This is a genomic window from Chelatococcus daeguensis (genome assembly GCF_001887265.1).
In the GTDB taxonomy this organism is placed as follows: Bacteria; Pseudomonadota; Alphaproteobacteria; order Rhizobiales; family Beijerinckiaceae; genus Chelatococcus_A; species Chelatococcus_A sambhunathii.
On the sequence record NZ_CP018095.1, the window covers coordinates 2130980 to 2151817 of the forward strand.

General features: G+C 67.2%; 20 protein-coding genes. 12 read left to right on the plus strand and 8 right to left on the minus strand.

Going from position 1 to position 20838, the window contains the following annotated elements; translation table 11 throughout:
- Positions 1-288: 288 nt before the first annotated feature.
- Positions 289-993, minus strand: coding sequence for a glutathione S-transferase family protein (locus BOQ54_RS10090; protein WP_071923823.1), 705 nt, complete (start codon positions 991-993; stop codon positions 289-291).
- Between the two features lie 107 nt (positions 994-1100).
- Here BOQ54_RS10090 and BOQ54_RS10095 point away from each other — a divergent pair, with 107 nt between their 5' ends.
- The 5 genes from BOQ54_RS10095 to rimO all read left to right on the plus strand — a co-directional run bounded on the left by BOQ54_RS10095 (position 1101) and on the right by rimO (position 5696).
- The gene (locus tag BOQ54_RS10095; protein ID WP_055458193.1) at positions 1101-1469 is read left to right on the plus strand and encodes a winged helix-turn-helix transcriptional regulator; all 369 of its coding nucleotides are present in this window, start codon (positions 1101-1103) and stop codon (positions 1467-1469) included.
- Positions 1470-1602: 133 nt separating this feature from the next.
- The gene (locus BOQ54_RS10100; protein WP_055458480.1) at positions 1603-1956 is read left to right on the plus strand and encodes a DUF1428 domain-containing protein; all 354 of its coding nucleotides are present in this window, start codon (positions 1603-1605) and stop codon (positions 1954-1956) included.
- A gap of 192 nt (positions 1957-2148) precedes the next feature.
- A complete protein-coding gene (locus BOQ54_RS10105) occupies positions 2149-3081 on the plus strand; it encodes an SMP-30/gluconolactonase/LRE family protein (protein ID WP_063185288.1) in 933 nt (310 codons plus the stop codon).
- Between the two features lie 19 nt (positions 3082-3100).
- Positions 3101-3928 (plus strand): glucose 1-dehydrogenase, encoded by an 828-nt coding sequence (locus tag BOQ54_RS10110; protein WP_071923824.1) that lies wholly within the window; start codon positions 3101-3103, stop codon positions 3926-3928.
- A 451-nt stretch (positions 3929-4379) separates the two neighbouring features.
- Positions 4380-5696, plus strand: a complete 1317-nt coding sequence (gene rimO, locus BOQ54_RS10115) for a 30S ribosomal protein S12 methylthiotransferase RimO (protein WP_071923825.1) — start codon at positions 4380-4382, stop codon at positions 5694-5696.
- A 6-nt stretch (positions 5697-5702) separates the two neighbouring features.
- Here rimO and BOQ54_RS10120 read toward each other — a convergent pair whose 3' ends face one another.
- The gene (locus BOQ54_RS10120) at positions 5703-6314 is read right to left on the minus strand and encodes a pyridoxamine 5'-phosphate oxidase family protein (protein WP_055458190.1); all 612 of its coding nucleotides are present in this window, start codon (positions 6312-6314) and stop codon (positions 5703-5705) included.
- Between the two features lie 504 nt (positions 6315-6818).
- Between BOQ54_RS10120 and BOQ54_RS10125 the strand changes: the two genes are divergently transcribed.
- The 7 genes from BOQ54_RS10125 (at position 6819) to BOQ54_RS10155 (ending at position 14102) form a co-directional block, all read left to right on the plus strand.
- Complete coding sequence (locus BOQ54_RS10125) at positions 6819-7844, plus strand: septal ring lytic transglycosylase RlpA family protein (protein WP_348626509.1); 1026 nt, start codon at positions 6819-6821, stop codon at positions 7842-7844.
- 70 nt (positions 7845-7914) lie between these two features.
- A complete protein-coding gene (locus tag BOQ54_RS10130) occupies positions 7915-9132 on the plus strand; it encodes a D-alanyl-D-alanine carboxypeptidase family protein (protein WP_055458188.1) in 1218 nt (405 codons plus the stop codon).
- 9 nt (positions 9133-9141) lie between these two features.
- Positions 9142-9828, plus strand: a complete 687-nt coding sequence (gene tmk / locus BOQ54_RS10135; RefSeq protein WP_071923827.1) for a dTMP kinase — start codon at positions 9142-9144, stop codon at positions 9826-9828.
- Positions 9818-10903 carry a DNA polymerase III subunit delta' gene (locus tag BOQ54_RS10140; protein ID WP_082464702.1) on the plus strand — a complete coding sequence of 362 codons (1086 nt, stop codon included), beginning with the start codon at positions 9818-9820 and terminating at the stop codon, positions 10901-10903. Before tmk ends, BOQ54_RS10140 begins: the two co-directional genes overlap by 11 nt.
- A 27-nt stretch (positions 10904-10930) precedes the next feature.
- A complete protein-coding gene (gene metG, locus BOQ54_RS10145) occupies positions 10931-12496 on the plus strand; it encodes a methionine--tRNA ligase (RefSeq protein ID WP_071923828.1) in 1566 nt (521 codons plus the stop codon).
- Positions 12496-13299, plus strand: coding sequence for a TatD family hydrolase (locus BOQ54_RS10150; protein ID WP_071923829.1), 804 nt, complete (start codon positions 12496-12498; stop codon positions 13297-13299). The genes metG and BOQ54_RS10150 overlap by 1 nt, the downstream gene beginning before the upstream one ends.
- Entirely contained in the window at positions 13296-14102 is an 807-nt protein-coding gene (locus BOQ54_RS10155; protein ID WP_071923830.1) for an MBL fold metallo-hydrolase, read from the plus strand. The genes BOQ54_RS10150 and BOQ54_RS10155 overlap by 4 nt, the downstream gene beginning before the upstream one ends.
- Positions 14103-14115: 13 nt before the next feature.
- Here the strand turns inward: BOQ54_RS10155 and BOQ54_RS20050 are convergent, their stop codons facing one another.
- The 6 genes from BOQ54_RS20050 to BOQ54_RS10180 all read right to left on the minus strand — a co-directional run bounded on the left by BOQ54_RS20050 (position 14116) and on the right by BOQ54_RS10180 (position 20834).
- Positions 14116-14286, minus strand: a complete 171-nt coding sequence (locus tag BOQ54_RS20050) for a hypothetical protein (protein WP_019404776.1) — start codon at positions 14284-14286, stop codon at positions 14116-14118.
- Positions 14287-14416: 130 nt separating this feature from the next.
- Complete coding sequence (locus BOQ54_RS10160) at positions 14417-16609, minus strand: malate synthase G (RefSeq protein ID WP_071923831.1); 2193 nt, start codon at positions 16607-16609, stop codon at positions 14417-14419.
- A gap of 334 nt (positions 16610-16943) precedes the next feature.
- Positions 16944-17993 (minus strand): ABC transporter substrate-binding protein, encoded by a 1050-nt coding sequence (locus tag BOQ54_RS10165; protein WP_071923832.1) that lies wholly within the window; start codon positions 17991-17993, stop codon positions 16944-16946.
- 5 nt (positions 17994-17998) lie between these two features.
- Positions 17999-19183, minus strand: a complete 1185-nt coding sequence (locus BOQ54_RS10170) for an NAD(P)/FAD-dependent oxidoreductase (RefSeq protein ID WP_071923833.1) — start codon at positions 19181-19183, stop codon at positions 17999-18001.
- Positions 19180-20553: an NAD(P)/FAD-dependent oxidoreductase gene (locus BOQ54_RS10175; protein ID WP_071923834.1), complete on the minus strand. Its 1374-nt coding sequence runs from the start codon at positions 20551-20553 to the stop codon at positions 19180-19182. The genes BOQ54_RS10170 and BOQ54_RS10175 overlap by 4 nt, the downstream gene beginning before the upstream one ends.
- Positions 20550-20834, minus strand: a complete 285-nt coding sequence (locus tag BOQ54_RS10180; protein WP_071923835.1) for a (2Fe-2S)-binding protein — start codon at positions 20832-20834, stop codon at positions 20550-20552. The genes BOQ54_RS10175 and BOQ54_RS10180 overlap by 4 nt, the downstream gene beginning before the upstream one ends.
- Between the last annotated feature and the right edge of the window lie 4 nt (positions 20835-20838).

Here is a 20838-nt window from a genome sequence, read left to right on the forward strand (position 1 = left end):
CCAGAAAGCTGAGTATGGTGATGGTGCGGCCAAGCTGTTCCCAAAACTGCGGCGAATGCCTATGTGTAGGGAACATGGGTGGCAAGTTAGCCCGATCAATAATTGTGCGCTTCACTTCGGCGTGGTTCATCCCAAGAACTTCCGAATCGTTCATCTTATCTTCCCTGAAACATGGTACCTAAAAAAACCCGCCGCTTTTCCGGCTGGCGGGCAAGGAATGGCGTGCCCGATCGCGGGCAGGACCGGGCCGTAGACAGGGCGCCGCCTTTTCCCGGGCTGCGCGCTGGCCTACACGCCGAACCTCTCGATCACCTCGTCAAGCGGCATGTGGCCGAGGAGGGCGCCCGTGCCGGATGAGGCTTCGCCATTCTCCAGCTTCGTGGCGTGGATGACGGCGGGATCGCCTTCCAGCCGCTCGCGCAGGGCGGACAGCTTCGGCCAGCGTCCGCGGTCGGCGACTTCGTGAAAGTCGAGCCAGCGGGCGACGCCGACGAGGACGGCGTCCGCGAGGCTCGGCCGCTCACCGACGAGGAACGGGCCCTGCCCGATCATGCCTTCCAGCTTGTCGTGGCGCTCGATGACGGCGCGGCGGCCGAAGTCGCGCAGCGCCGTCTGCACGGCGGGGTCGGGATCTTCCATCTCGAGGGCGGCCCACAGCGGCGAGAAGGCGCCGGTAAAGCCCGTGTTCACGAAGGCCATCAGCTGGTGCATCCGGTCCGCCTCACGCGACAGGGGGGCGAAGCTGATGCGCCGGTCGCTATCCCGCGCCTCGAGCCAGGCGGCGATGGCCATGGTCTCCGTCAGCAACTCACCCTTGTCCGTGATGAAGACCGGGGTCTCATGGCGCGGATTGAGCCGGGCGTACGACGGCTCGCGCATGTCGCCGAGCATGTCCACCCGGCACAGCCGGTAGGGCTTGCCCAGCCATTCGAGCGCCGCGACAAGTCCCATGGAGCTTCCCGAGGGGAAGCCGTAAAGTAGGATCGGCTCCAAGATCGATCTCCCGTGATTTCTCGTGATCACGCTGCGCAGCGAGCCCGGACCCTACTCGACCAGTGAGCCGTGTAAATTACGCACTTTTTTGCAACCACGAGGCGCCGATGAAGGATCTTGTCTCCCGTTGCCCCATCGAGGAGGTGATGCAGGTGCTCAGCGGGCGCTGGCCGACCCTCCTGATCTACTACCTGAAGGATGGCACGAAGCGTTTCAGCGACCTGCGCAGGGACAACCCCACGATCTCGCACAAGATGCTGTCGTTCGAACTGCGCAAGCTCGAGGCGGCCGGCATCGTCAAGCGCACGGAGTTCGACGGCTATCCCCTGCGCGTCGAATATGACCTCACGCCCGCGGGGGAGAGGCTCGTGCCGCTGATCGATGCCCTCGGCGACTGGTGGGAGGCTGCCGCCGGCGCCGGCACGGAACCGGGCGCATCGAAAACCCGGAGCGTCGGCATGCTGCAAGGAGGGTAACGGCGGGCATCGCGCCCGACAATGCGCCGCCCACGTCCCTGACTTTGACAACGCCAGATTATGTTGATATCAACTGATTTATTGGTACGCTGCGGGCCGGATGGTCAGCGCTGCCACGAAGGAGGACATCGCGATGCCTTATGTGGAAGGATTCGTTGCGGCCGTGCCGGCCGAGAACAAGGAAATCTACCGCAAACATGCCGCGGAGGCGGCGGTGCTGTTCAAGGAGCTCGGCGCCACCCGTGTCGTCGAATGCTGGGGCGACGACGTGCCGGCGGGCAAGGTCACCGATTTCCGCCGGGCCGTGCAGGCCAAGGACAACGAGGTCGTGGTCTTCAGCTGGGTGGAATATCCCACGCGGGCGGCGCGCGACGCCGCCAATGAGAAGATCATGACGGATCCGCGCATGCGCGCCATGGGCGAGCAGATGCCTTTCGACGGCAAGCGTATGATCTTTGGCGGCTTTGAGGGGATCCTCGACAGCTAGCAGCTCATCTCCGGCCGCTCCTGCCTCCAAGTTCTGCCGGACGGAGCGGTCCGGAGCCGGCCTTGCATTCCGCCGGCAAGTCTCCCAATCTCGCCTCGTTCACGCCTCTTGCGTCCCGTGCGCCGATCGTCTGAGCCGATGGCGGGCCGGGCGCGCCTTCTCGAAAACAATGGCGATCGGGAGAAAATGCCCATGCTGAGCAATGATTTCGAGGTGATCGACCCGCGCTTCTTGCGCCTCGTCTTCGGCAATGTCCATCTCGAAAAGCTCTATACAGGATGCCGCTGGGCCGAGGGGCCGGCCTATTTCCCGGCGGGGCGCTATCTCATCTGGTCGGATATTCCCAACAACCGCATCATGCGCTGGGACGAGACGGACGGGTCCGTCTCCGTCTTCCGCCAACCGGCCCGAAACACCAACGGCCATACGGTGGACAGGGAAGGGCGCCTCGTTTCCTGCGAGCATCAGGGACGCTGCATCTCGCGCACCGAGCCGGACGGCTCCGTGCGGATCCTGGTCGACCGTTTCGAGGGCAAGCGGCTCAACTCGCCGAACGATGTGGTCGTGAAATCGGACGGCACGATCTGGTTCACGGACCCGACCTACGGCATCGATTCCGACTACGAGGGCGATGCGGCACCATCCGAGATCGGCGCATCATACGTCTATCGCTTCGATCCGGCGGACGGCACGATCGCTGCCGTGGCAACAGATTTCGTAAAGCCCAACGGCATCGCCTTCTCGCCGGATGAGCAGTTGCTCTATGTGGTCGACACCGGCGCGACCCACGTCGACGACGGTCCGCGTCACATCCGCCGCTTCAACGTTGGCGCGGGTGGGGGGCTCAGCGGCGGAGAGATCTTCGCCACCTGTAGCCACGGCCTCTTCGACGGCCTGCGCATCGACGTGCACGGCAATGTATGGACGAGCGCCGGCGACGGCGTCCATTGCTTTGACCCCGACGGCTCGCTTATCGGCAAGATCCGGGTACCGGAGGTGGTGGCCAATGTCTGCTTCGGCGGTCCTAAGCGTAACCGCCTCTTCATCTGCGGAACGACGTCGCTCTACGCGGTCTACCTCAACACGAGGGGCGCTTCCCGGCCCGGCGAGTCGCACGCGTTCTGACGCCAGGACCTGACGCATCATGACCTTTCACGCTCTCAATCCGCAGCGTCTCGAAGGGCGCACGGCCATCGTGACAGGCGGCGCGCGGGGCATTGGCCTCGCCGTCGCGCGCCGCTTCGCCGCCGAGGGAGCGACGGTCGCCGTCAACGACCTGGCGGATGCCGACGCGATGGCAGCAGCGCTGGCGGCGGTGCGGACCGCTGCGACGGATGCCGGGCACGGCGAGCGGCCGCATCTGGCACTCGCAGCGGACGTATCCCTGCCGCGCGCGGTCGACGCGATGGTCGAGGAGGCGGTCTCCGCCTGGGGGCATGTCGACATCCTCGTCAACAATGCCGGCATCCAGGCGCCGACGCCGGGGGACGCCTTCGAGGATGAACGGCTCGCGCGCATCCTCGCGGTCAACCTCGTCGGCGCGGCCAATTGCGCCCGCGCCGTGGCGCGTCATCTCCTCGCGCGCAAGGCTCCCGGCGCGATCATCAACACGACGAGCGTGCACGAGATCATCCCCAAGCCCGGCTATCTCGCCTATTCCATCAGCAAGGGCGGGCTCGCCAACCTGACGCGGACGCTGGCGCTGGAGTTCGCTGCCCGGGGGATCCGCGTCAATGCCGTCGGACCGGGCGCCACGGCGACCGAGCTGAACAGGGGCTGGGTCGAGGATCCGGCGTCGCGAGCGGCGGTCGAAAGTCACATCCCCATGGGTTTCGCCGCTGATGCCGATGATATGGCGCCCGTCTTCGCCTTTCTCGCCTCGGAGGAGGCCCGCTACATCACGGGCCAGACGATCTTTGCCTGCGGCGGCCTGACCCTTTATGCCGATTTCCAGCACAACTGGGCGTCGTAGCAGGTCGCAGAAGAATAAAATTGAATCGATCCTGAGGCGCCGCGCAGTGCACGCGGGCGTTGCGAGGAAGCTGTCTTTCGGATGCGGTATTTTCGTGAGGCAAGAGCGGCGCGAATCTGTTATGAATATTGCACGTGATGAGGCCTTCGTCTGGCTGGCTGCTTCGGCAACGGGCCGATGTAGTCTTCTTCCACGCGGTCTTGGCAGGCTCCTCCCGAAGCCTTGAGCCCGGCAGTCAGGTACTGCCGGGCTTCTCTTGTGAAACCTTGCGGCATCAAGACCGTTGCGTCGGCGCCCTTTCCGTGCCAATCGAGGCCCCGGATTTTGGCTGGAGCCGTTTCAGGGTGGCGAAGGCCCGGCCCGCGATCCGAGAATACGATCATTATCAAGGACATGATGCGTCGCCCGCGGCTCTCGTCGCGATGCCGGCGCTCAAGCGGTGGCGACAGGCATGGGCGAGCACGCTCCCAAGATCAGTTTCGTTTCCCTCGGCTGCCCGAAGGCGCTCGTCGATTCCGAGCGCATCGTCACGCGCCTCAGGGCCGAGGGCTATGAACTGACGAAGACGCACGAGGGCGCGGATGTCGTCATCGTCAACACCTGCGGTTTCCTCGATTCGGCCAAAGCGGAATCGCTCGGCGCCATCGGCGAGGCCATGGCCAAGAACGGCAAGGTCATCGTCACGGGCTGCATGGGCGCCGAGCCGGGCCAGATCCGCGATCAGTTCCCCGATGTCCTCGCCATCACCGGGCCGCAGCAATATGAGACCGTGGTCGATGCGGTGCACGAGGCTGTGCCGCCGGCGCATGATCCGTTTATCGATCTCGTCCCCGAGCAGGGCATCAAGTTCACGCCGCGCCACTACGCCTATCTGAAGATCTCCGAAGGCTGCAACAACCGCTGCACCTTCTGCATCATCCCGAAGCTGCGCGGCGATCTCGTCAGCCGCCCGGCCGCGGATGTGCTGCGAGAGGCCGAGCGCCTGGTGAAGGCCGGCGTGAAGGAACTGCTCGTCATTTCGCAGGACACGAGCGCCTATGGCCTCGATCTCAAATATGCGCCGAGCACCCATGGCGGCAGAGAGGTGAGGGCGCGTTTCCTCGACCTTTCGGCGGCCCTCGGCGAACTCGGCGTCTGGGTGCGACTGCACTATGTCTATCCCTATCCGCATGTCGACGAGGTCGTCGGCCTCATGGCGGAAGGCAAAGTGCTCCCCTACCTCGACATTCCTTTCCAGCACGCCGCCCCGGCGGTGCTGCGAAACATGCGCCGTCCGGCACATCAGGAGAAGACGCTCGACCGTATCCGCCGCTGGCGCGAGGAGTGCCCGGACCTTGCCATCCGCTCGACCTTCATCGTCGGCTTCCCGGGCGAGACGGACGAGGATTTCGACTTCCTGCTCGAATGGCTGCAGGAGGCCAAGCTCGACCGGGTCGGCTGCTTCCGCTACGAGCCGGTGACGGGCGCGCCCGCCAACGAGATCGCCGCGCCGGTGCCGGACGAGGTCAAGGAAGAGCGTTGGCACCGCTTCATGCAGGCCCAGGCCAAGGTCAGCGCCCAGCGCCTGAAGGGCCGCATCGGCCGGCGCATTCCCGTCATCATCGACGAGGCGGGACCAACGGTCGCCAAGGGGCGCTCCAAGTGGGATGCGCCGGAGATCGACGGCAATGTCTACGTCGCCTCGCGCCGTCCGCTGCGCGTCGGCGACATCGTCACCGTGAAGGTCGAGCGCTCGGACGCCTACGACCTGCACGGCACCGCGGTCTGAGCCTTCTCACCACATCGATTGTCTGGCCCGCTCCGGCCAGGCCTTGTCGTATTCATCACCGCCGACACGGTCCTGCGACAGGGCGGCGAGGATGGCGCCCGGCGTTGGCAGCGCGTCCGGCGCCACGTGCCTGGACGGATCCCACAGGCCGGCGCGGATGATGGCGCGGGCGCACTGGAAATAGACCTCGCGCACCTCGATGACGACGACCGTCCGCGGCTGCTTTCCTTCGACGGCGAAGGAAGCGCGCAGAGTTTCGTCCACTGTCAGCCGGGCATGGCCATTGACGCGCAGCGTGTTGCCGGCACCGGGAATGAGGAAGAGCAGGGCCACGCGCGGGTCGCGCACGATGTTGCGCAGGGAATCGATGCGGTTGTTGCCGTGCCGGTCCGGCAGCATGAGGGTGCGCGGATCGTGGAGGCGCACGAAGCCGCGGCCGTCGCCGCGCGGCGAACAATCGAGCCCCTCCGGACCGACCGTCGCAAGGGCGACAAAGGGCGATGCCTCGATGAAGGCGGCATAATGGGGCGTGACATAATCGGTCACTTTGACGGTCGACGTCTCGCCGGGCTGTCCATAGATGGCCTCGAGTTCGGCGATGGTCACGATGGTCTTCATGAGGTCTCCCGGTTCGCCGATGCCCAAGACGGATGACGAGGCTATAGTCGATCAGACAGTCGCTACACGACAGCTTTACTGCTGAACGACGCGGCCGGCACGACACCCTGCAACGCACGACACGACGACAATGGGGCAGAGGCGCCGCAATTTCGTCGCATTCCGAAGGCTCGTTTCGCCTTCGGAATGTGGGTTGCACTTTCGCATTGCAAGCTTGCTTTGTCGGATGTGAGGCCTTAACGCTCCATTCATCGGATTACAGCGACACTTCGGTGGTGTTCAAGTCCAAGGTCCGGCGCATCGGTCGCGCCCTTCCGACGGCAGCGTGCGGCCACCGACAGGCAAGAACGGAACGAGCCGATGCAGCAGATGGATCGTGCGACAACTGAGCTTGGCGCCCCCAAAGCGAACGTTTCCCCGTCCATCTCATCGGCATTTTCCAGATCCGAAAGCTTCGACACGGGGCGGTCGCCCCTCCGCTTCGCGCTGCAGAGCGCTGGCATCGTGGTCTTGGCGCTCGGCCTCGCCAACTGCAGCAGCGCGACGCAGAAGGTGAGCTCTGCCAAGATCGACCCGAAATACGGCGTCGCCCCCAGTCCGCGTGTCGTCGCCGACGGCAAGCCGGTCCCCAAGGGCGGTGGACGTGATCACACCGGCAAGCCCTACCAGGTGGCCGGCAAGACCTATGTCCCGAAGCTTAACGAGAAATACACGGCCACCGGCACGGCCTCCTGGTACGGCGCCGACTTCCACGGTCGTCTGACAGCGAATGGCGAGGTGTTCGACAAACACTCGATCGCCGCCGCCCATCCCACGCTGCCTCTGCCGAGCTACGTGCGCGTCACCAACCTTGCAAACAACCGATCGATGGTGGTGCGCGTCAACGATCGCGGCCCGTTCCACGGCGGCCGCATCATCGACGTCTCGCGCAGCGTCGCCGATGCGCTCGACTTCCGGCGTGCGGGCACGGCTCAGGTGAAGGTCGAATACGTGGGTCGGGCCTCGCTGCGCGGCAGCGACGACCGCAAACTGCTCGCCACCCTGCAGATCGATGGCCGGCCGGCCGTCGGCGGTGCCCCGACGGCGCCTGTGGCGACTCCTGTCATGGTCGCCTCGGCCGAACCGGCCCAGCCGGCGCCCCCGGTTGCCGCGCCGAGCATGGCTTATGCGCCTGCTGCGGCCGCGCCAGCGCCGGTCGCCACCGCCGCAAGCCGCGCCATTCCGATGCCCGTGCCACGGCCCGATTTCGGTCAGCAAGGCGTTGCGGTGGCTTCCGCGCCGCCTGCGCCGGCGGTTCACCTCCAGCGGGCGGAGGTCGCCACCATCGACGACCTCATCGACCTCAACACCATCCCCAACGCCGGCGTGCCGGTGGCGGTGGCCGTGCCGCCCGCCGGCAAGCCCGTCGTCGCCAGCCTCTTCTACGCGGCGCCGCAGAACGCCAACGCCCGCTTCGCGGCGGAGACCCCGTTCGCGCTCGTCAAGGAGCAGCGCTTCGTGTCGTTCCGCAAGGGAACGGCGGCCAACTGAGGGCAGCTTCGCCGCATCCGTTGATTTTGCGGCGCCGGCATCGCACATTCCCCCTCCATATGGGGGAGCGATGTCGGTTTCGTTGTCCGTATCGGGTCGCGGCCGGTGCATTTGCCGGCGTCTGTTTGCCGGCCTCGCGGCCTTTGCGTGGCTCGCCGTCGCAGCGGGAGCAGCCACGGCGCAGACTTTCCAGACCGCAGCCGATTTCGCCATCCTGATGGATGCGCGCACGCGCGGCATCCTGTTCGCCAAGGCGCCGGATGCACCGATGGTCCCGGCCAGCCTCGTCAAGATCATGACCGCAGCGGTGGTCTTCGAGGAGATCAAAGCCGGCCGGCTGTCGCTCGAGGACACATTCATCGTGTCCGAGAACGCCTGGCGACGCGGAGGTGCGCCGTCGGGCGGCTCGACCATGTTCGCCATCGTCAACAGCCGCGTCTCGGTCGCCGATCTGCTGCGCGGGCTCATTGTCCAGTCCGGCAACGACGCGGCCATTGCGCTGGCAGAGGGCATCGCCGGCACCGAGGAGAACTTTGCCCGCCTCATGAACGAGCGGGCGAGGGCGATCGGGCTGCGAAACAGCACGTTTCGCAACGCGACCGGCTATGCCGACCCCGAGCAGCGGACGACGGCGCGCGATCTTGCTCAACTCTCGCTCTACCTCGTCGAGAATTTCCCCGATCTTTACGCCATATTCGGCGAGCGGGAATTCACCTGGAACAAGATCCGTCAGCAGAACCGCAATCCGCTGCTCGCCATGGATATCGGTGCGGACGGGCTGAAGACAGGCAATCTCGCGGAATCCGGTTACGGACTGGTCGGTTCGGCGGTGCGCGACGGCCAGCGGCTGGTCGTCGTGCTCAACGGCCTGCCCAACGCGCGCGAGCGGGCCAACGAGGGGCGCAAACTGATCGACTGGGGCTTCAACAATTTCGAGACCCGCGAGCTCTTCAGGTCCGGCGAGGTGATCGACGAGGCCCAGGTCTACGGGGGCGCGAAGGGCCGCGTCCCGCTCCTCGCCCGAGAAGCGGTGCGCGTGCTGGTGCCGCGCGGCACGAGCGACCGCCTCGACGTGAAGGTCGTCTATCGCGGTCCGTTGCGGGCGCCGGTCGCCGCGGGGATGGAGGTCGGCCACCTGCGCGTCACGCGCGATGATGTCGACGCGCTCGTCGTCCCGCTATACACAGGCGAGGCGGTAGAGTCGGGCAGCCTGTCGCAGCGCGCCTTCGACGCGCTGTTTGAACTCAGCACCGGCGCCATTCGCGATGCGCTGAGCAAGCTATTGTAAGAGGCCGTCTTGCCGGGAGAAACGCGGTCGCGGGGCCGGTTCATCACCTTCGAAGGCGGCGAGGGGGCGGGCAAGTCCACCCAGGTGGAGCGCCTGCGCAGCCGCCTGTCGCAACACGGCATCGACGCCATCGCGACACGGGAGCCGGGCGGCGCGCCGCGGGCCGAGCGCATTCGCGACTTCCTGCTCGCCGGCAAGGCCAAGGCGCTCGGACCGGCGGCGGAAGCCATCCTTTTCTCGGCCGCCCGCAACGACCACCTTGAGACGACCATCCGCCCGGCACTGGCGCGCGGGCAATGGGTGCTGTGCGACCGCTTCTGCGATTCGACCCGCGCCTATCAGGGCGCGCTGGGCGATCTCGATCCGACCTTCCTCGCCCGCCTCGAGGAGGTCGTTGTCGGTCCCACGCGGCCGGACCTGACGTTCATTCTCGATCTACCCCCTGAATTAGGCCTCGCACGGGCCGATGCGCGCCGGCAGGCGCTCAGCGAGGCCACAGACCGCTTCGAGGCGGAGGACATTGGCTTTCATCAAGCGCTTCGCGCCGCCTTCCTCACGATAGCACAGGAGGAGCCGGCGCGCTGCGTCGTCATCGACGCGAGCCGCGAGGCCGACGCCGTCGCGGCCGACATCTGGTCACATGTGGAAGCCCGGCTTCTCGGGGCCCCGGTCGGGGAGGCGGATGATGGCGCGTGAACCGGTGTCCACGCAGCAAGAAGGCGCCGAGCCGGACCGCTACGGCCTCACGCCGCACCCGCGCAAGCATTTCGATCTCGTTGGCCATGGCGAGGCCGAGCGCGCTTTTCTCGACGCCTGGCGGGCCGGCCGCCTGCACCATGCCTGGCTCATCGGCGGGCCGCGCGGCATCGGCAAGGCAACCTTCGCCTATAGGGCGGCGCGTTTCCTGCTCGCCAATCCCGATCCCGCCGTGGCGCCTGCGGTGCGGGACCTCGCCGTCGCGCCGGACCATCCGGTGGCGCGCAAGGTCGCGGCCCTGTCGCATCCCGACCTCGTCGTCCTGCGGCGGACGCCGGGCACCGACAAGAAAGGCCCGTCCAGCGTCATCGCTATCGAGTCCGTGCGCCGCGCCCTTGCCGTCTTCGGCTCCACCGCGGGGGCGGGGGGCTATCGCATCTGCATCGTCGACAGCGCCGAGGACCTCAATATCGCCAGCGCCAACGCGCTGCTCAAGGTCGTGGAGGAGCCGCCGCCGCGCTCGATCTTCCTCATCGTCACGCACAACCCCGGCCGCGTCATGGCCACGATCCGCTCGCGCTGCCGCAAGCTGGCGCTCGGAGAGCTGCTGCCGGACGAGATCGAGCGGGTGGTCGAGGGACTCGGGGCGCCCTGGGATGCGATCGAGCCCGGCCTCAGGGCGCGCGCGGCCGCCCTGGCACAGGGCTCGGTGCAAGGCGCGCTCGACCTCCTCGACGAGGAGCGCATCGCCGTCATCGAGCGGGTGCGGACCATGCTCGCCCGCCTGCCGGCGTTCGATATGGGCGAGGTGCTCGGTCTTGCCGAGACCTGCGCAGGCAGGGACGGCGAGGAGGCGTTTGCGGCCCTCATGGCGACCATCGACATGTTCGTCACGCAGACCATTCATGCCCGGGCGGGGGAAGGTGCAGCTCGCCTTGCGCCCTTGGTCGAGGTGTGGGAGAAGAGCCGCGGTGCGGCGCGTGAAGCGCAGGTGTTCCATCTCGACCGCCGCCCCCTGGTTCTGTCGATATTCAGCGACCTGGCAGGCGCCCTCCGTCACGGCGAAGCCGCCTGAGCCAGCGACATTCGGACACGATTGGGCATGGGCCATCCCGAGACCTTCTACATCACGACCGCCATCTCCTATCCGAATGGCGCGCCGCACATCGGCCACGCCTACGAGGCGGTGGCGGCCGACGCCATCGCCCGCTTCAAGCGGCTCGATGGCTACGACGTCTTCTTCATGACCGGCGTCGATGAGCACGGCCTCAAGATGACGCAGACGGCGGCGAAGGAAGGCATCGGCCCGCGCGAACTGTCCGACCGCAACACAGCGCTCTTCGAGAAGATGTGCGATACGCTCGCCGTCGCGCGCGACCGTTTCATCCGCACGACGGAACCTGCCCATTACGTGGCCTCGCAGGCACTGTGGAAGCGCATGGCGGATGCCGGCGACATCTATCTCGACACCTACGCGGGCTGGTACTCGGTCCGCGACGAGGCCTTCTACGACGAGAGCGAGACCACGCTGAACGCCGACGGCGTGCGCCTCGGCCCGCAAGGCACGCCGGTGGAATGGACGGAGGAGAAGACCTATTTCTTCCGCCTCTCGGCCTATCAGGACCGGCTGCTCGCGCTCTACGAGAGCAATCCCGACTTCATCGGCCCGGAGGGTCGGCGCAACGAGGTGATGAGCTTCGTCAGGGGCGGGCTCCAGGACCTCTCGATCTCGCGCACGACGCTGACCTGGGGCGTGCCGGTGCCGGATGCGCCCGGCCACGTCATGTATGTGTGGGTCGACGCGCTCACCAACTACATCACCGGGCTCGGCTATCCCGACACCGAGGGCTCGCCGCGCTGGCGCTACTGGCCGGCGGACGTGCACATCATCGGCAAGGATATCGTGCGCTTCCACGCTGTCTACTGGCCTGCCTTCCTCATGTCGGCCGGGCTGCCTGTGCCGAAGCGCGTCTTCGGCCACGGCTTCCTGTTCAACCGCGGCGAGAAGATGTCGAAGTCGGTCGGCAATGTCATCGACCCCTTCGCGCTTGCCGGCACCTATGGCGTGGACCAGCTGCGCTACTTCTTCCTGCGCGAGGTGCCGTTCGGCCAGGACGGCAACTACAGCCATGAGGCCATCGTCAACCGCATCAACGCGGATCTCGCCAACGACCTCGGCAATCTCGCCCAGCGTTCCCTGTCGATGATCGCCAAGAACTGCGCCGGCAGGGTGCCCGAACCCGGCGCCTTCACCGCCGCGGACGAGGCGCTGCTCGGCGCGGCGGACGGACTTCTCGCCAGGGCGCGGGCGGCGATGCAGAACTATGCCCTGCATACCGTTCTCGCCGACGTCTGGGCGGTGGTGAGCGAGGCGAATCGCTATTTCGCCGGCCAGGAACCCTGGGCGCTGCGCAAGAGCGATCCCACCCGCATGGCGACCGTGCTCTACGTGACGGCGGAGGTGCTGCGCAACGTCGCCATCCTCGCGCAGCCCGTCACGCCGACCGCCGCCGCGCGCCTGCTCGACCTTCTCGCCGTCGACGAAGATCGGCGTCGGTTCGACGCGCTCGGCCCCGCCGGTCGCCTTGTCGCGGGCAGCGTGCTGCCGGCCCCCGCGCCCATCTTCCCGCGTTTCGTGGAGGAGGAGCCGCAGGAGGCGAAGGCCTGATGCTGGTCGACAGTCACTGCCACCTCGACTTCCCGGATTTCGCCAGCGAGCTCGATGCCGTGGTGGCGCGGGCGCGTGCGGCCGGTGTCGGCCATCTCGTCACCATCTCGACGCGCGTCGGGCAGTTTCCCGCCTACGCGGCCCTTGCCGAGCGTTTTGCGGGCGTCTCCTGCACGGTCGGGACCCATCCGCACAATGCTGGCGAGGAGCCTGACGTCACGGCGGCCGAGCTCGTTGCGTTGTCGCGCCACCCGCGCTGCATCGCCATCGGCGAGGCGGGGCTCGACTACCACTACGATCGCAGCCCTCGGGACGTGCAGCAGGCGGTGTTCCGCACCCATATCGCTGCGGCGCGGGAGACGGGCCTGCCGCTCGTCATCCATGCGCGAGCCGCCGACGACGACATGATCGCCATTCTCGAGGACGAGATGGGGAAGGGCGCGTTCCAGGCCATCCTGCACTGCTTCTCGTCCGGGCCGGAGCTTGCCCGCGTCGGCGTCGAGCTCGGGCTCCATGTCTCCTTCTCCGGCATCCTGACCTTCAAGGGCTCGCAGGAGCTGCGCGACATCGCGGCGCGCGTGCCGCGCGAGCGGCTGCTCGTCGAGACGGATGCGCCCTATCTCGCCCCCGTTCCCAATCGCGGCAAGCGCAACGAGCCCGCCTTCGTTGTGCATACGGCCAAAGTGCTGGCCGAGGTGCACGGCGTGACGGCGGCCGAGATGGCCGCGATCACCACCGACAACTTCCGGCGCCTCTTCACCAAAGCCGATCTCGGCCAGGGGGCCGGGGAAAGCGCCGCATGACGCTGACCGTGACCATTCTCGGTTGCGGATCATCCGGCGGGGTGCCACGCGTCGGCATGGGATGGGGAGCCTGCGACCCTGCCGAGCCGCGCAACAGGCGCCGCCGCTGCTCGATCTTGGTCGAGAAGCGGCGCGAAGCGAGGGACGCGGCGACGACGGTGCTCGTCGACACGTCGCCCGACCTGCGCGAGCAACTGCTCGACAGCGACGTGCGCCACCTCGATGCCGTCCTCTTCACGCACGAGCACGCCGACCATACCCACGGCATCGACGACCTGCGGCCGCTCGTCCTGACGATGCGCCGCTGCATCGACGTCTATCTCGACGAGCGCACCAGCGCGCAGGTGCGCACCCGGTTCGGCTATTGCTTCATCACGCCGCCCGGCAGCGACTATCCGCCCATCCTCGTCGAGCATCGCCTCACAAGCGGGCGCGAGGTGCACATCAACGGGCCGGGCGGCACGCTCGCTGCCTTGCCCTTTCGCATGGTACACGGGAATATCGACGCGCTCGGCTTCCGCTTCGGCGGGCTCGCCTATGCGAGCGACGTCAGCGCCATGCCGGAGGAGGCGAAGGCGCTGCTGCGCGGCCTCGACGTGCTGATCATCGACGCGCTGCGCTACACGCCGCACCCGAGCCATTTCAGCCTCGCGGAGGCGCTGGCGCTGATCGACGAGGTGGCGCCGCGGCGTGCCGTGCTGACCAACCTGCACACCGATCTCGACTACGCCACCCTGAGCCGGCAAGTGCCGGCCCACGTCGAGCCGGCCTATGACGGCATGACGATTACGGTTTCTGATTAAATTCGATCCGCAACTATCTGTCTTTATTTTCTTTTTTGTGCTTCGGCGTAGGCTGGGTCTGTGATGGCGGATCGCTGGCGGGGAACGATTCCTCCAGCGCCTCGTCCAGCAGTTCGTCCTGATGCTGCTTCTTCTCAGCCTTGTCGCGCTCCTGCTCATTGCGGGTCTTGCGCGGATCGCCCATGCTTGGCTCCTTCGGTTTCGACGCAGTGCCAAAAGACCTCACTGGTCATATGGGAAGCAACGCCGCGCACCGCCATGCGGTTCCGGCCGCACCCGCCCGGTAGCCCGGGCAGGCGGGGTGAGGGGATCGCTCAGGCCCGGTCCTTCTCCTTGCGCAGGCGGCGGAAGCGGTGAAGCAGTGGCTCGGTATAGCCGTTCGGCTGGCGCGTTCCCTCGAAGACGAGAGCGCAAGCCGCCTGGAAGGCCAGCGAAGCCTCGAAATCGGGTGCCATCGGTCGATAGGCGGGATCGCCAGCATTCTGACGGTCGACGACCGCCGCGAGCCGCTTCAAGGCCTCCATTACGTGATCGCGCGAGACAATGCCGTGGCGCAGCCAGTTGGCGAGATGCTGCGCCGAGATGCGCAGCGTGGCGCGGTCCTCCATCAGGCCGACGTCGTGAATGTCCGGTACCTTGGAGCAACCGACCCCCTGATCCACCCAGCGCACCACGTAGCCGAGAAGGCTCTGGACGTTCGTGTCGACCTCCTCTGCGATTTCCTCCGGCGACCAGTTCACGCGGTCGACCAGGGGCAGCGTGAGGAGATCCGACCGCCGGGCTTGGGGACGCTTGCGGATCTCCGCCTGCCGGGCGGCGACATCGACCGCCAGATAGTGGAGCGCGTGCAGGGTCGCCGCTGTGGGCGAGGGCACCCAGGCGGTGGTCGCGCCGGCGAGCGGATGGCTGAGCTTTTGCTCGAGCATGGCGTGCATCAGGTCGGGCATGGCCCACATGCCCTTGCCGATCTGGCCGTGGCCGTCGAGACCGACGGCAAGGCCGATATCGACATTGCCGTCCTCATACGCCTTGATCCAGGTGGATGCTTTCATGTCCGCCTTGCGGACCATGGGACCCGCCTCCATGGAGGTATGAATCTCGTCACCCGTGCGGTCGAGGAAGCCCGTGTTGATGAAGCAGATGCGATCTCTGGCGGCGCGGATCGCAGCCTTGAGGTTGACGCTCGTGCGGCGCTCCTCATCCATCACACCCATCTTGAGCGTGTTGCGCGCAAGGCCCAGGGCATCCTCGAAGGCAGCGAAGAGTGCATCGGCGAAGGCAACCTCCTCGGGCCCATGCATCTTGGGCTTGACGATGTACATCTGGCCCTTGGCCGAATTCGCCCTCCGGCCAGCCGGGCCGATGTCGTGCAGGGCGATGGCCGCGGTCACCATGCCGTCGAGGATGCATTCTGGGATCTCGCCGCCGTTGTCGTCCAGCACCGCATCCGTCGTCATCAGGTGGCCGACATTGCGCACGAGCATCAGGCTGCGCCCCTTGAGGCGCAGTTCCCCGCCATCCGGGCGCTTGTAGAGCCGATCCGCCGCCAGGCGGCGCGTCACGGTGCGGCCGCCTTTCACAAAGGTCTCGACAAGATCACCGCGCATCAGGCCGAGCCAGTTGCGATAAACGGCGACCTTGTCCTCCGCGTCCACGGCCGCGACGGAATCCTCGCAGTCCATGATGGTCGACAGCGCCGCCTCGAGCTCGATATCGCTGATGCCGGCCGCGTCGGTGCCGCCTATTGGGTGGCCGCGGTCGAAATGTACGACAAGGTGAAGGCCGTGCTTTGTGAAGACGAGCGCCTCCGGGGCTCCGTGCCCCCCGGCAAAGCCGACGAATTGCGCTGCATCTGCAAGACCCGTGGTGCTGCCGTCCGCAAGCTGCACGGTGAGCGTGGCACCATCGACAGCGTAGCGCCGGGCTTCAGCATGCGAGCCGGAAGCCAGCGGCACGTGCTGGTCTAGCACCCGTCGGCCGAAAGCGATGACTCTGACGCCGCGCGCCGGATCGTAAGGGCCCGGCGGTGGCTTCGTGCCGTCAAGCCCATCGGTGCCGTAGAGCGCATCATAGAGGCTGCCCCAGCGGGCATTGGCGGCGTTGAGCGCATAGCGCGCGTTCATCACCGGCACGACGAGCTGCGGCCCGGCGAGCTCGGCGATCTCCGGATCGGCGCCCGTGGTTCCTACGGAGAAATCTCCTTCATCATCAACGATGTATCCGATTTCCTTCAAGAACAGCTCATAGACCGCGGCTTCGTGTGGGGCACCGGCGCGGCTGCGGTGCCACGCGTCGATCTGCGCCTGTAGTGCGTCCCGTTTCGCCAGCAGCGCCCGATTTTGCGGCGCGAAGGTTGCGATGATCGATTCCAGTCTCTGCCAGAAATCGGCGGGCGCGATGCCCGTGCCCACCAGCGCTTCCTCGGCGATGAAGGCATGAAGCGGTGCAGCGACCCGGAGCTTGCCGCATGCGATATATCCATTCGCCATCTGGCCGGAACCGCCCATCACAACCTCCAGGATCACAACCAAAACATGCGCTGCCGCATGACCGAGCTTTAAGCCAAGTCTAGCCCTGGGGCACCGCGGTGCAACGAGATGGACTTTCAACCAAAGGGAAAAAATGAAGACGACGCGATCGCCGGCCGCCCGGGATGGGAGATAGCGCTATACCACCGACAGAGACCTCGGCTCGTTCTAATAAGTTCCATAATCTTCCTTATGCGATTTTCGACGCTGTACATCGCCACCGGCGCGGACCGGCGTGACGGACCGACATGCCCGCCACGCGCGCGGGCATGTCACCAGCAACACCCCTCGATGGAGCGGGCGGCAGCGTGCCCTACTGCTCGATCGTCTTGTTCCAGCGGCTATTCCACTCCGGCCGCTTGGCGTTGATCACGTCCCAGTCGAGCGTCACGGCGGTCTTCATGTAGCCGTGGAAGACCTCGAGCTTCTTCTCCGCCTCTGGCGTGCGCGCCTTCGCCTTCGGGTTCGATGGCACGATATTGCCGGCGGCGAGCGCGTTCGACTGGGCCTCGGCCGACAAGAGATAGGCGGCGAGCTTCTGGGCGAGCTCGGGCTCCGAATTGCCGGCAATGACGCATTCGGCCACCATCAGTACCACCGAGCCTTCCTTCGGCTGGGCGTATTCGACGGGGATGCCCTTGTCCTTCAGCGTCGCGACGGAGGTCGGCGTCAGCGGGAAGATGGCGGCTTCGCCGGTCTGCACCATCTCCGAGATCTTCGACGAATTGGGGATGAATTCGATGACGTTCTTGCCAATGGTGTCGCGGAACTTCTCGAAGCCGGGCTCGACGTTGTCCTCGCTGCCGCCCTGGATGCGGTTGAACATGAGGAACGCGTGCAGGCCGAAGGACGAGGCGGCGGCGGACTGGAAGACGACCTTGCCCTGAAACTTCGGGTCGGCGAGGTCCATCCACGAGGTCGGCGCCGTCCAGCCGTTCTCGTCGAACAGCTTCTTGTTGTAGGCAAGGCCCGTCATGCCGAGGTCGACGCCGGCCGCCATGTCGCCCTTGAGCCGCGCGTTGGGCAGGATTTCGTCGAGCTCCGGGCTCGGCTTCAGCTTCTCGCACAGCCCTGCCCCGATGGCCCGCACCATGACGCCGTCGTCGAGAAACATGACGTGCATCTGCGGCTTGTCCTTGGCCGCCGTCGCCTTGGCAAGGATGTCGGACGAGGTGCCCGGCACGACGACGATCTTGACGTCGTTGGCCTTCTCGAAATCCGGGAAGACGGCCTGGGTATAGGTGCGCTCGAAATTGCCGCCGTTCATGCCGACGTAGAGCGTCTTCGTCTCCGCCGAAACGGCTGTGGCGTAGCAAAGCGCGAGGGCCGCGGCCCCGGCCAAGAGGATGGTGCGGTTCGTCATCACTGTCAGGCTCCCCTTCTTTGCGGCTCTTGCTCCTTCCCCGCACCCGAGCCGAGGGTGGTGCGGTCGGTCGATGCGCCCGCCACGAAGCGGGCGATGGAAAAGGCCTCGATCGGCGTGGTGGTCCGGCCGTCGCGGACGAGCTCCGCCAGCACCTCGCCGACGCCCGGTGCGATCTGGAAGCCGGCACCGGAGAAGCCGAAGGCGTGGATGAGGCCCGGCGTCGTCAGGCTCGGGCCGATGACCGGGTTCCTGTCCGGCATCTCGGCCTCGGTGCCGCTCCAGAAGCGGATGGCCTGGGCCTTCGCAAGGCCGGGAAAGAGCGCGGCGGCACGGCTCATGATGGCGAGCGCCCCATCCGAACGGGGGCGCGAGAAGTCCGCATCCGCCAGCGCCTCGGCCCGCTCGCCGCCGACGATGCAGTTGCCGCGCTCGACCTGCCGGGCGTAGATGCCGCCGCCCTCCATGCCAATGTTGACAGTGAGCACCGGCGCGAGCGGCTCCGTCACCACCATGGACGGATAGATGCGCCGGAGCGGCACCGGCTCGCCAAACTCGGCCGCGAAACGATCAGCCCAGGCGCCGGCGCTGTTGATGACGGTGCCGGCCGTGAGCTTCAGCCCCTCCCCCGCCTCCAGCGCAAAGCCCGCGCCATTGCGGGCAACGCTCGTGACGGGAGTATTCTCGAGAACGTGGACGCCGGAGCGGCGGGCGGCGGCGGCAAAGCCGGTCGCCACGAGGCGTGGATTGGCATGACCGTCCCCCGCGCAGAAGGAGCCGCCGACCGCGTCGCCGAGCCACGGAAAGCGCCGGTGCAACTCGTTGTGGCCGAGAAGTTCGAGGTCGAGGCCGCAGTCGGCGACCTTCGCCGCATAGGCTTCGAGCGACGCCATGTCGGCCTCGCTCATTGCGAGCTTGAGATGGCCCGAGCGCAGAAACTCGCCGTCGATGCCGATGAGGGCCTTGAGCCGTGGCCAGACGGCATGGGCACGCTGGGACAGCGGCAACTGCTCGGGCGGCCGGCCCTGCCGCCGCACGCCGCCGTAGTTGACCCCGCTCGCCTGCGCGCCGCAGTAACGCCGGTCGAGCAGCGCCACGCTCATGCCCGTTTGGCTGAGGGCCAGAGCCGCCGAACTGCCGACGAGCCCGCCGCCGATCACGGCGACATCGACGTGAAGGCGCGTGCTCATTCCGCGGCCTCCCGCGGCATCAGCGTGAGCGGCACCGGCTTGACCGGCGGCTGGTTTCTGAGCCGGCCGACAGCCTCGACGCCGCGTCCTGTCTCGACAGCGAGAAGTTCGGCCGCCGCCGCGCCGCAGAAGCGGCCCTGGCAACGGCCCATGCCGATGCGGCTGACGGCCTTGAGGCGGTTGATCTCGTCGAGCGAAAAGTCGCGCACTGCGTTGCGCAGGGCGCCGGCGCTCACCTCCTCGCAGCGGCAGACGAGGGTTTCGTCCTTCACGCGCGCCGCCCATTGGGCGGGAAAGGGGAAGGCAGCCTCCAGCACGTCGCGGAAACGGCCGATCCGGGCGAGCTTTCGTTCCAGGTCCGCCGCCCGCTCCGGCGCATGCGGCAGGCCGCGGTCCTCGAGGAGCGCGAGCGCCGCCCGCTCGCCGGCGAGCTCCGCCGCATCCGCCCCGGCAATGCCGGCGCCGTCGCCGGCGAGATAGACGCCGCGGACACTGGTGCGGCCGGACGGGTCCCGTTGCGGCAGGAAGGCTCGGTCGCGCTGGTTGAACGCGAAGGCGCATCCGGCAAGATCGGCGAGTTGCGTCTCCGACCGGAGCGACAGGCCATAGCCGGCGCCATCGCAGAAGAGGTGCCGTTCACGCCTCCCCTCACGCCAGCGCACGCCGGCCACCCTGCCCTCCCCCTCGAAGGCGAGATCGCAGATGCCATGGCGCAGCATGACGCCGTTGAGTCGCAGTTCGGCGGCAAAGCGCATGCCGCGCAGGACGATATTGGGCGCGAGCGCCAGTCCCCGCAGCAGGTGGCGCTTGGCCGCGAGCGGCGCGGCATCGAGCACCGCGACCACCTTGACGCCTGCCTTCATGTACTGCCAGGCGACGAGATAGAGCAGCGGCCCGGAGCCGGCGAAAACGACGCGCTGGCCGATGGCGCAGCCCTGCGCCTTCAGGGCGACCTGCGCCCCGCCGAGGGTGAAGACTCCGGGCAGAGTCCAGCCTGGGACCGGCAGCACGCGGTCGCTCGCGCCCGTGGCGAGGATGAGCCCATCGTAGGCGACCGCACGGCTCTCGCCGGCGACGGCGATATCGGCGCGGCCGTCGCGCAGGTTCCAGACGAGCGCGCGAGGCCAGTGATCGATCCGGTCCGCCAGAGCGGCGACGGCGCCGTGCAGGCGCTGCGCCTTGCCGGCTTCCGACCCGTAGAGCGCGCGTGCATCGCGTTCGTCCTTCACGAGCGGACGGCGATAGATCTGGCCGCCACAGGCAGGCGCCTCGTCGACGACGAGCGGGCGAAGGCCCGCCTTCACGAGCGTCTCGGCGGCGCGCACGCCGGCGGGACCGGCACCGACGACGAGCGGCTGCGGGCGGCTCATGCGGCAGCTCCCGTCACGACAGACATGCCGGCCGTAAGCGGCGTCGTGCAGGCGCGCACGCGCTCTCCGTCCGCCAGCGTCACCCAGCAATCCTGGCAGACGCCTATCTGGCAGAAGCCGGCCCGCGGCGCGCCGGAGAAGTCGCTGACGCGCACCTTGTCGGCGTGGGTCAGGATGGCGGTGAGCAGGGTGTCGCCCTCGCGGCCCTCGCAGGGCACGCCGTCGAGCAGGAACCGGACCGGCGCATGGTCGCTGCGGGCGATGCGGTGAAAGAGGGACATGCCG

Coding starts and splice junctions, on each gene's coding strand:
- BOQ54_RS10180 (WP_071923835.1), bottom strand. CDS start 20,834: ATGTCCCTCTTTCACCGCATCGCCCGCAGCGACCATGCGCCGGTCCGG.
- BOQ54_RS20050 (WP_019404776.1), bottom strand. CDS start 14,286: ATGGGCGATCCGCGCAAGACCCGCAATGAGCAGGAGCGCGACAAGGCT.
- BOQ54_RS10095 (WP_055458193.1), top strand. CDS start 1,101: ATGAAGGATCTTGTCTCCCGTTGCCCCATCGAGGAGGTGATGCAGGTG.
- BOQ54_RS10150 (WP_071923829.1), top strand. CDS start 12,496: ATGCTGGTCGACAGTCACTGCCACCTCGACTTCCCGGATTTCGCCAGC.
- metG (WP_071923828.1), top strand. CDS start 10,931: ATGGGCCATCCCGAGACCTTCTACATCACGACCGCCATCTCCTATCCG.
- BOQ54_RS10165 (WP_071923832.1), bottom strand. CDS start 17,993: ATGACGAACCGCACCATCCTCTTGGCCGGGGCCGCGGCCCTCGCGCTT.
- BOQ54_RS10100 (WP_055458480.1), top strand. CDS start 1,603: ATGCCTTATGTGGAAGGATTCGTTGCGGCCGTGCCGGCCGAGAACAAG.
- BOQ54_RS10170 (WP_071923833.1), bottom strand. CDS start 19,183: ATGAGCACGCGCCTTCACGTCGATGTCGCCGTGATCGGCGGCGGGCTC.
- BOQ54_RS10160 (WP_071923831.1), bottom strand. CDS start 16,609: ATGGGCGGTTCCGGCCAGATGGCGAATGGATATATCGCATGCGGCAAG.
- rimO (WP_071923825.1), top strand. CDS start 4,380: ATGGGCGAGCACGCTCCCAAGATCAGTTTCGTTTCCCTCGGCTGCCCG.
- BOQ54_RS10155 (WP_071923830.1), top strand. CDS start 13,296: ATGACGCTGACCGTGACCATTCTCGGTTGCGGATCATCCGGCGGGGTG.
- BOQ54_RS10140 (WP_082464702.1), top strand. CDS start 9,818: ATGGCGCGTGAACCGGTGTCCACGCAGCAAGAAGGCGCCGAGCCGGAC.
- BOQ54_RS10175 (WP_071923834.1), bottom strand. CDS start 20,553: ATGAGCCGCCCGCAGCCGCTCGTCGTCGGTGCCGGTCCCGCCGGCGTG.
- BOQ54_RS10120 (WP_055458190.1), bottom strand. CDS start 6,314: ATGAAGACCATCGTGACCATCGCCGAACTCGAGGCCATCTATGGACAG.
- BOQ54_RS10110 (WP_071923824.1), top strand. CDS start 3,101: ATGACCTTTCACGCTCTCAATCCGCAGCGTCTCGAAGGGCGCACGGCC.
- BOQ54_RS10130 (WP_055458188.1), top strand. CDS start 7,915: ATGTCGGTTTCGTTGTCCGTATCGGGTCGCGGCCGGTGCATTTGCCGG.
- BOQ54_RS10105 (WP_063185288.1), top strand. CDS start 2,149: ATGCTGAGCAATGATTTCGAGGTGATCGACCCGCGCTTCTTGCGCCTC.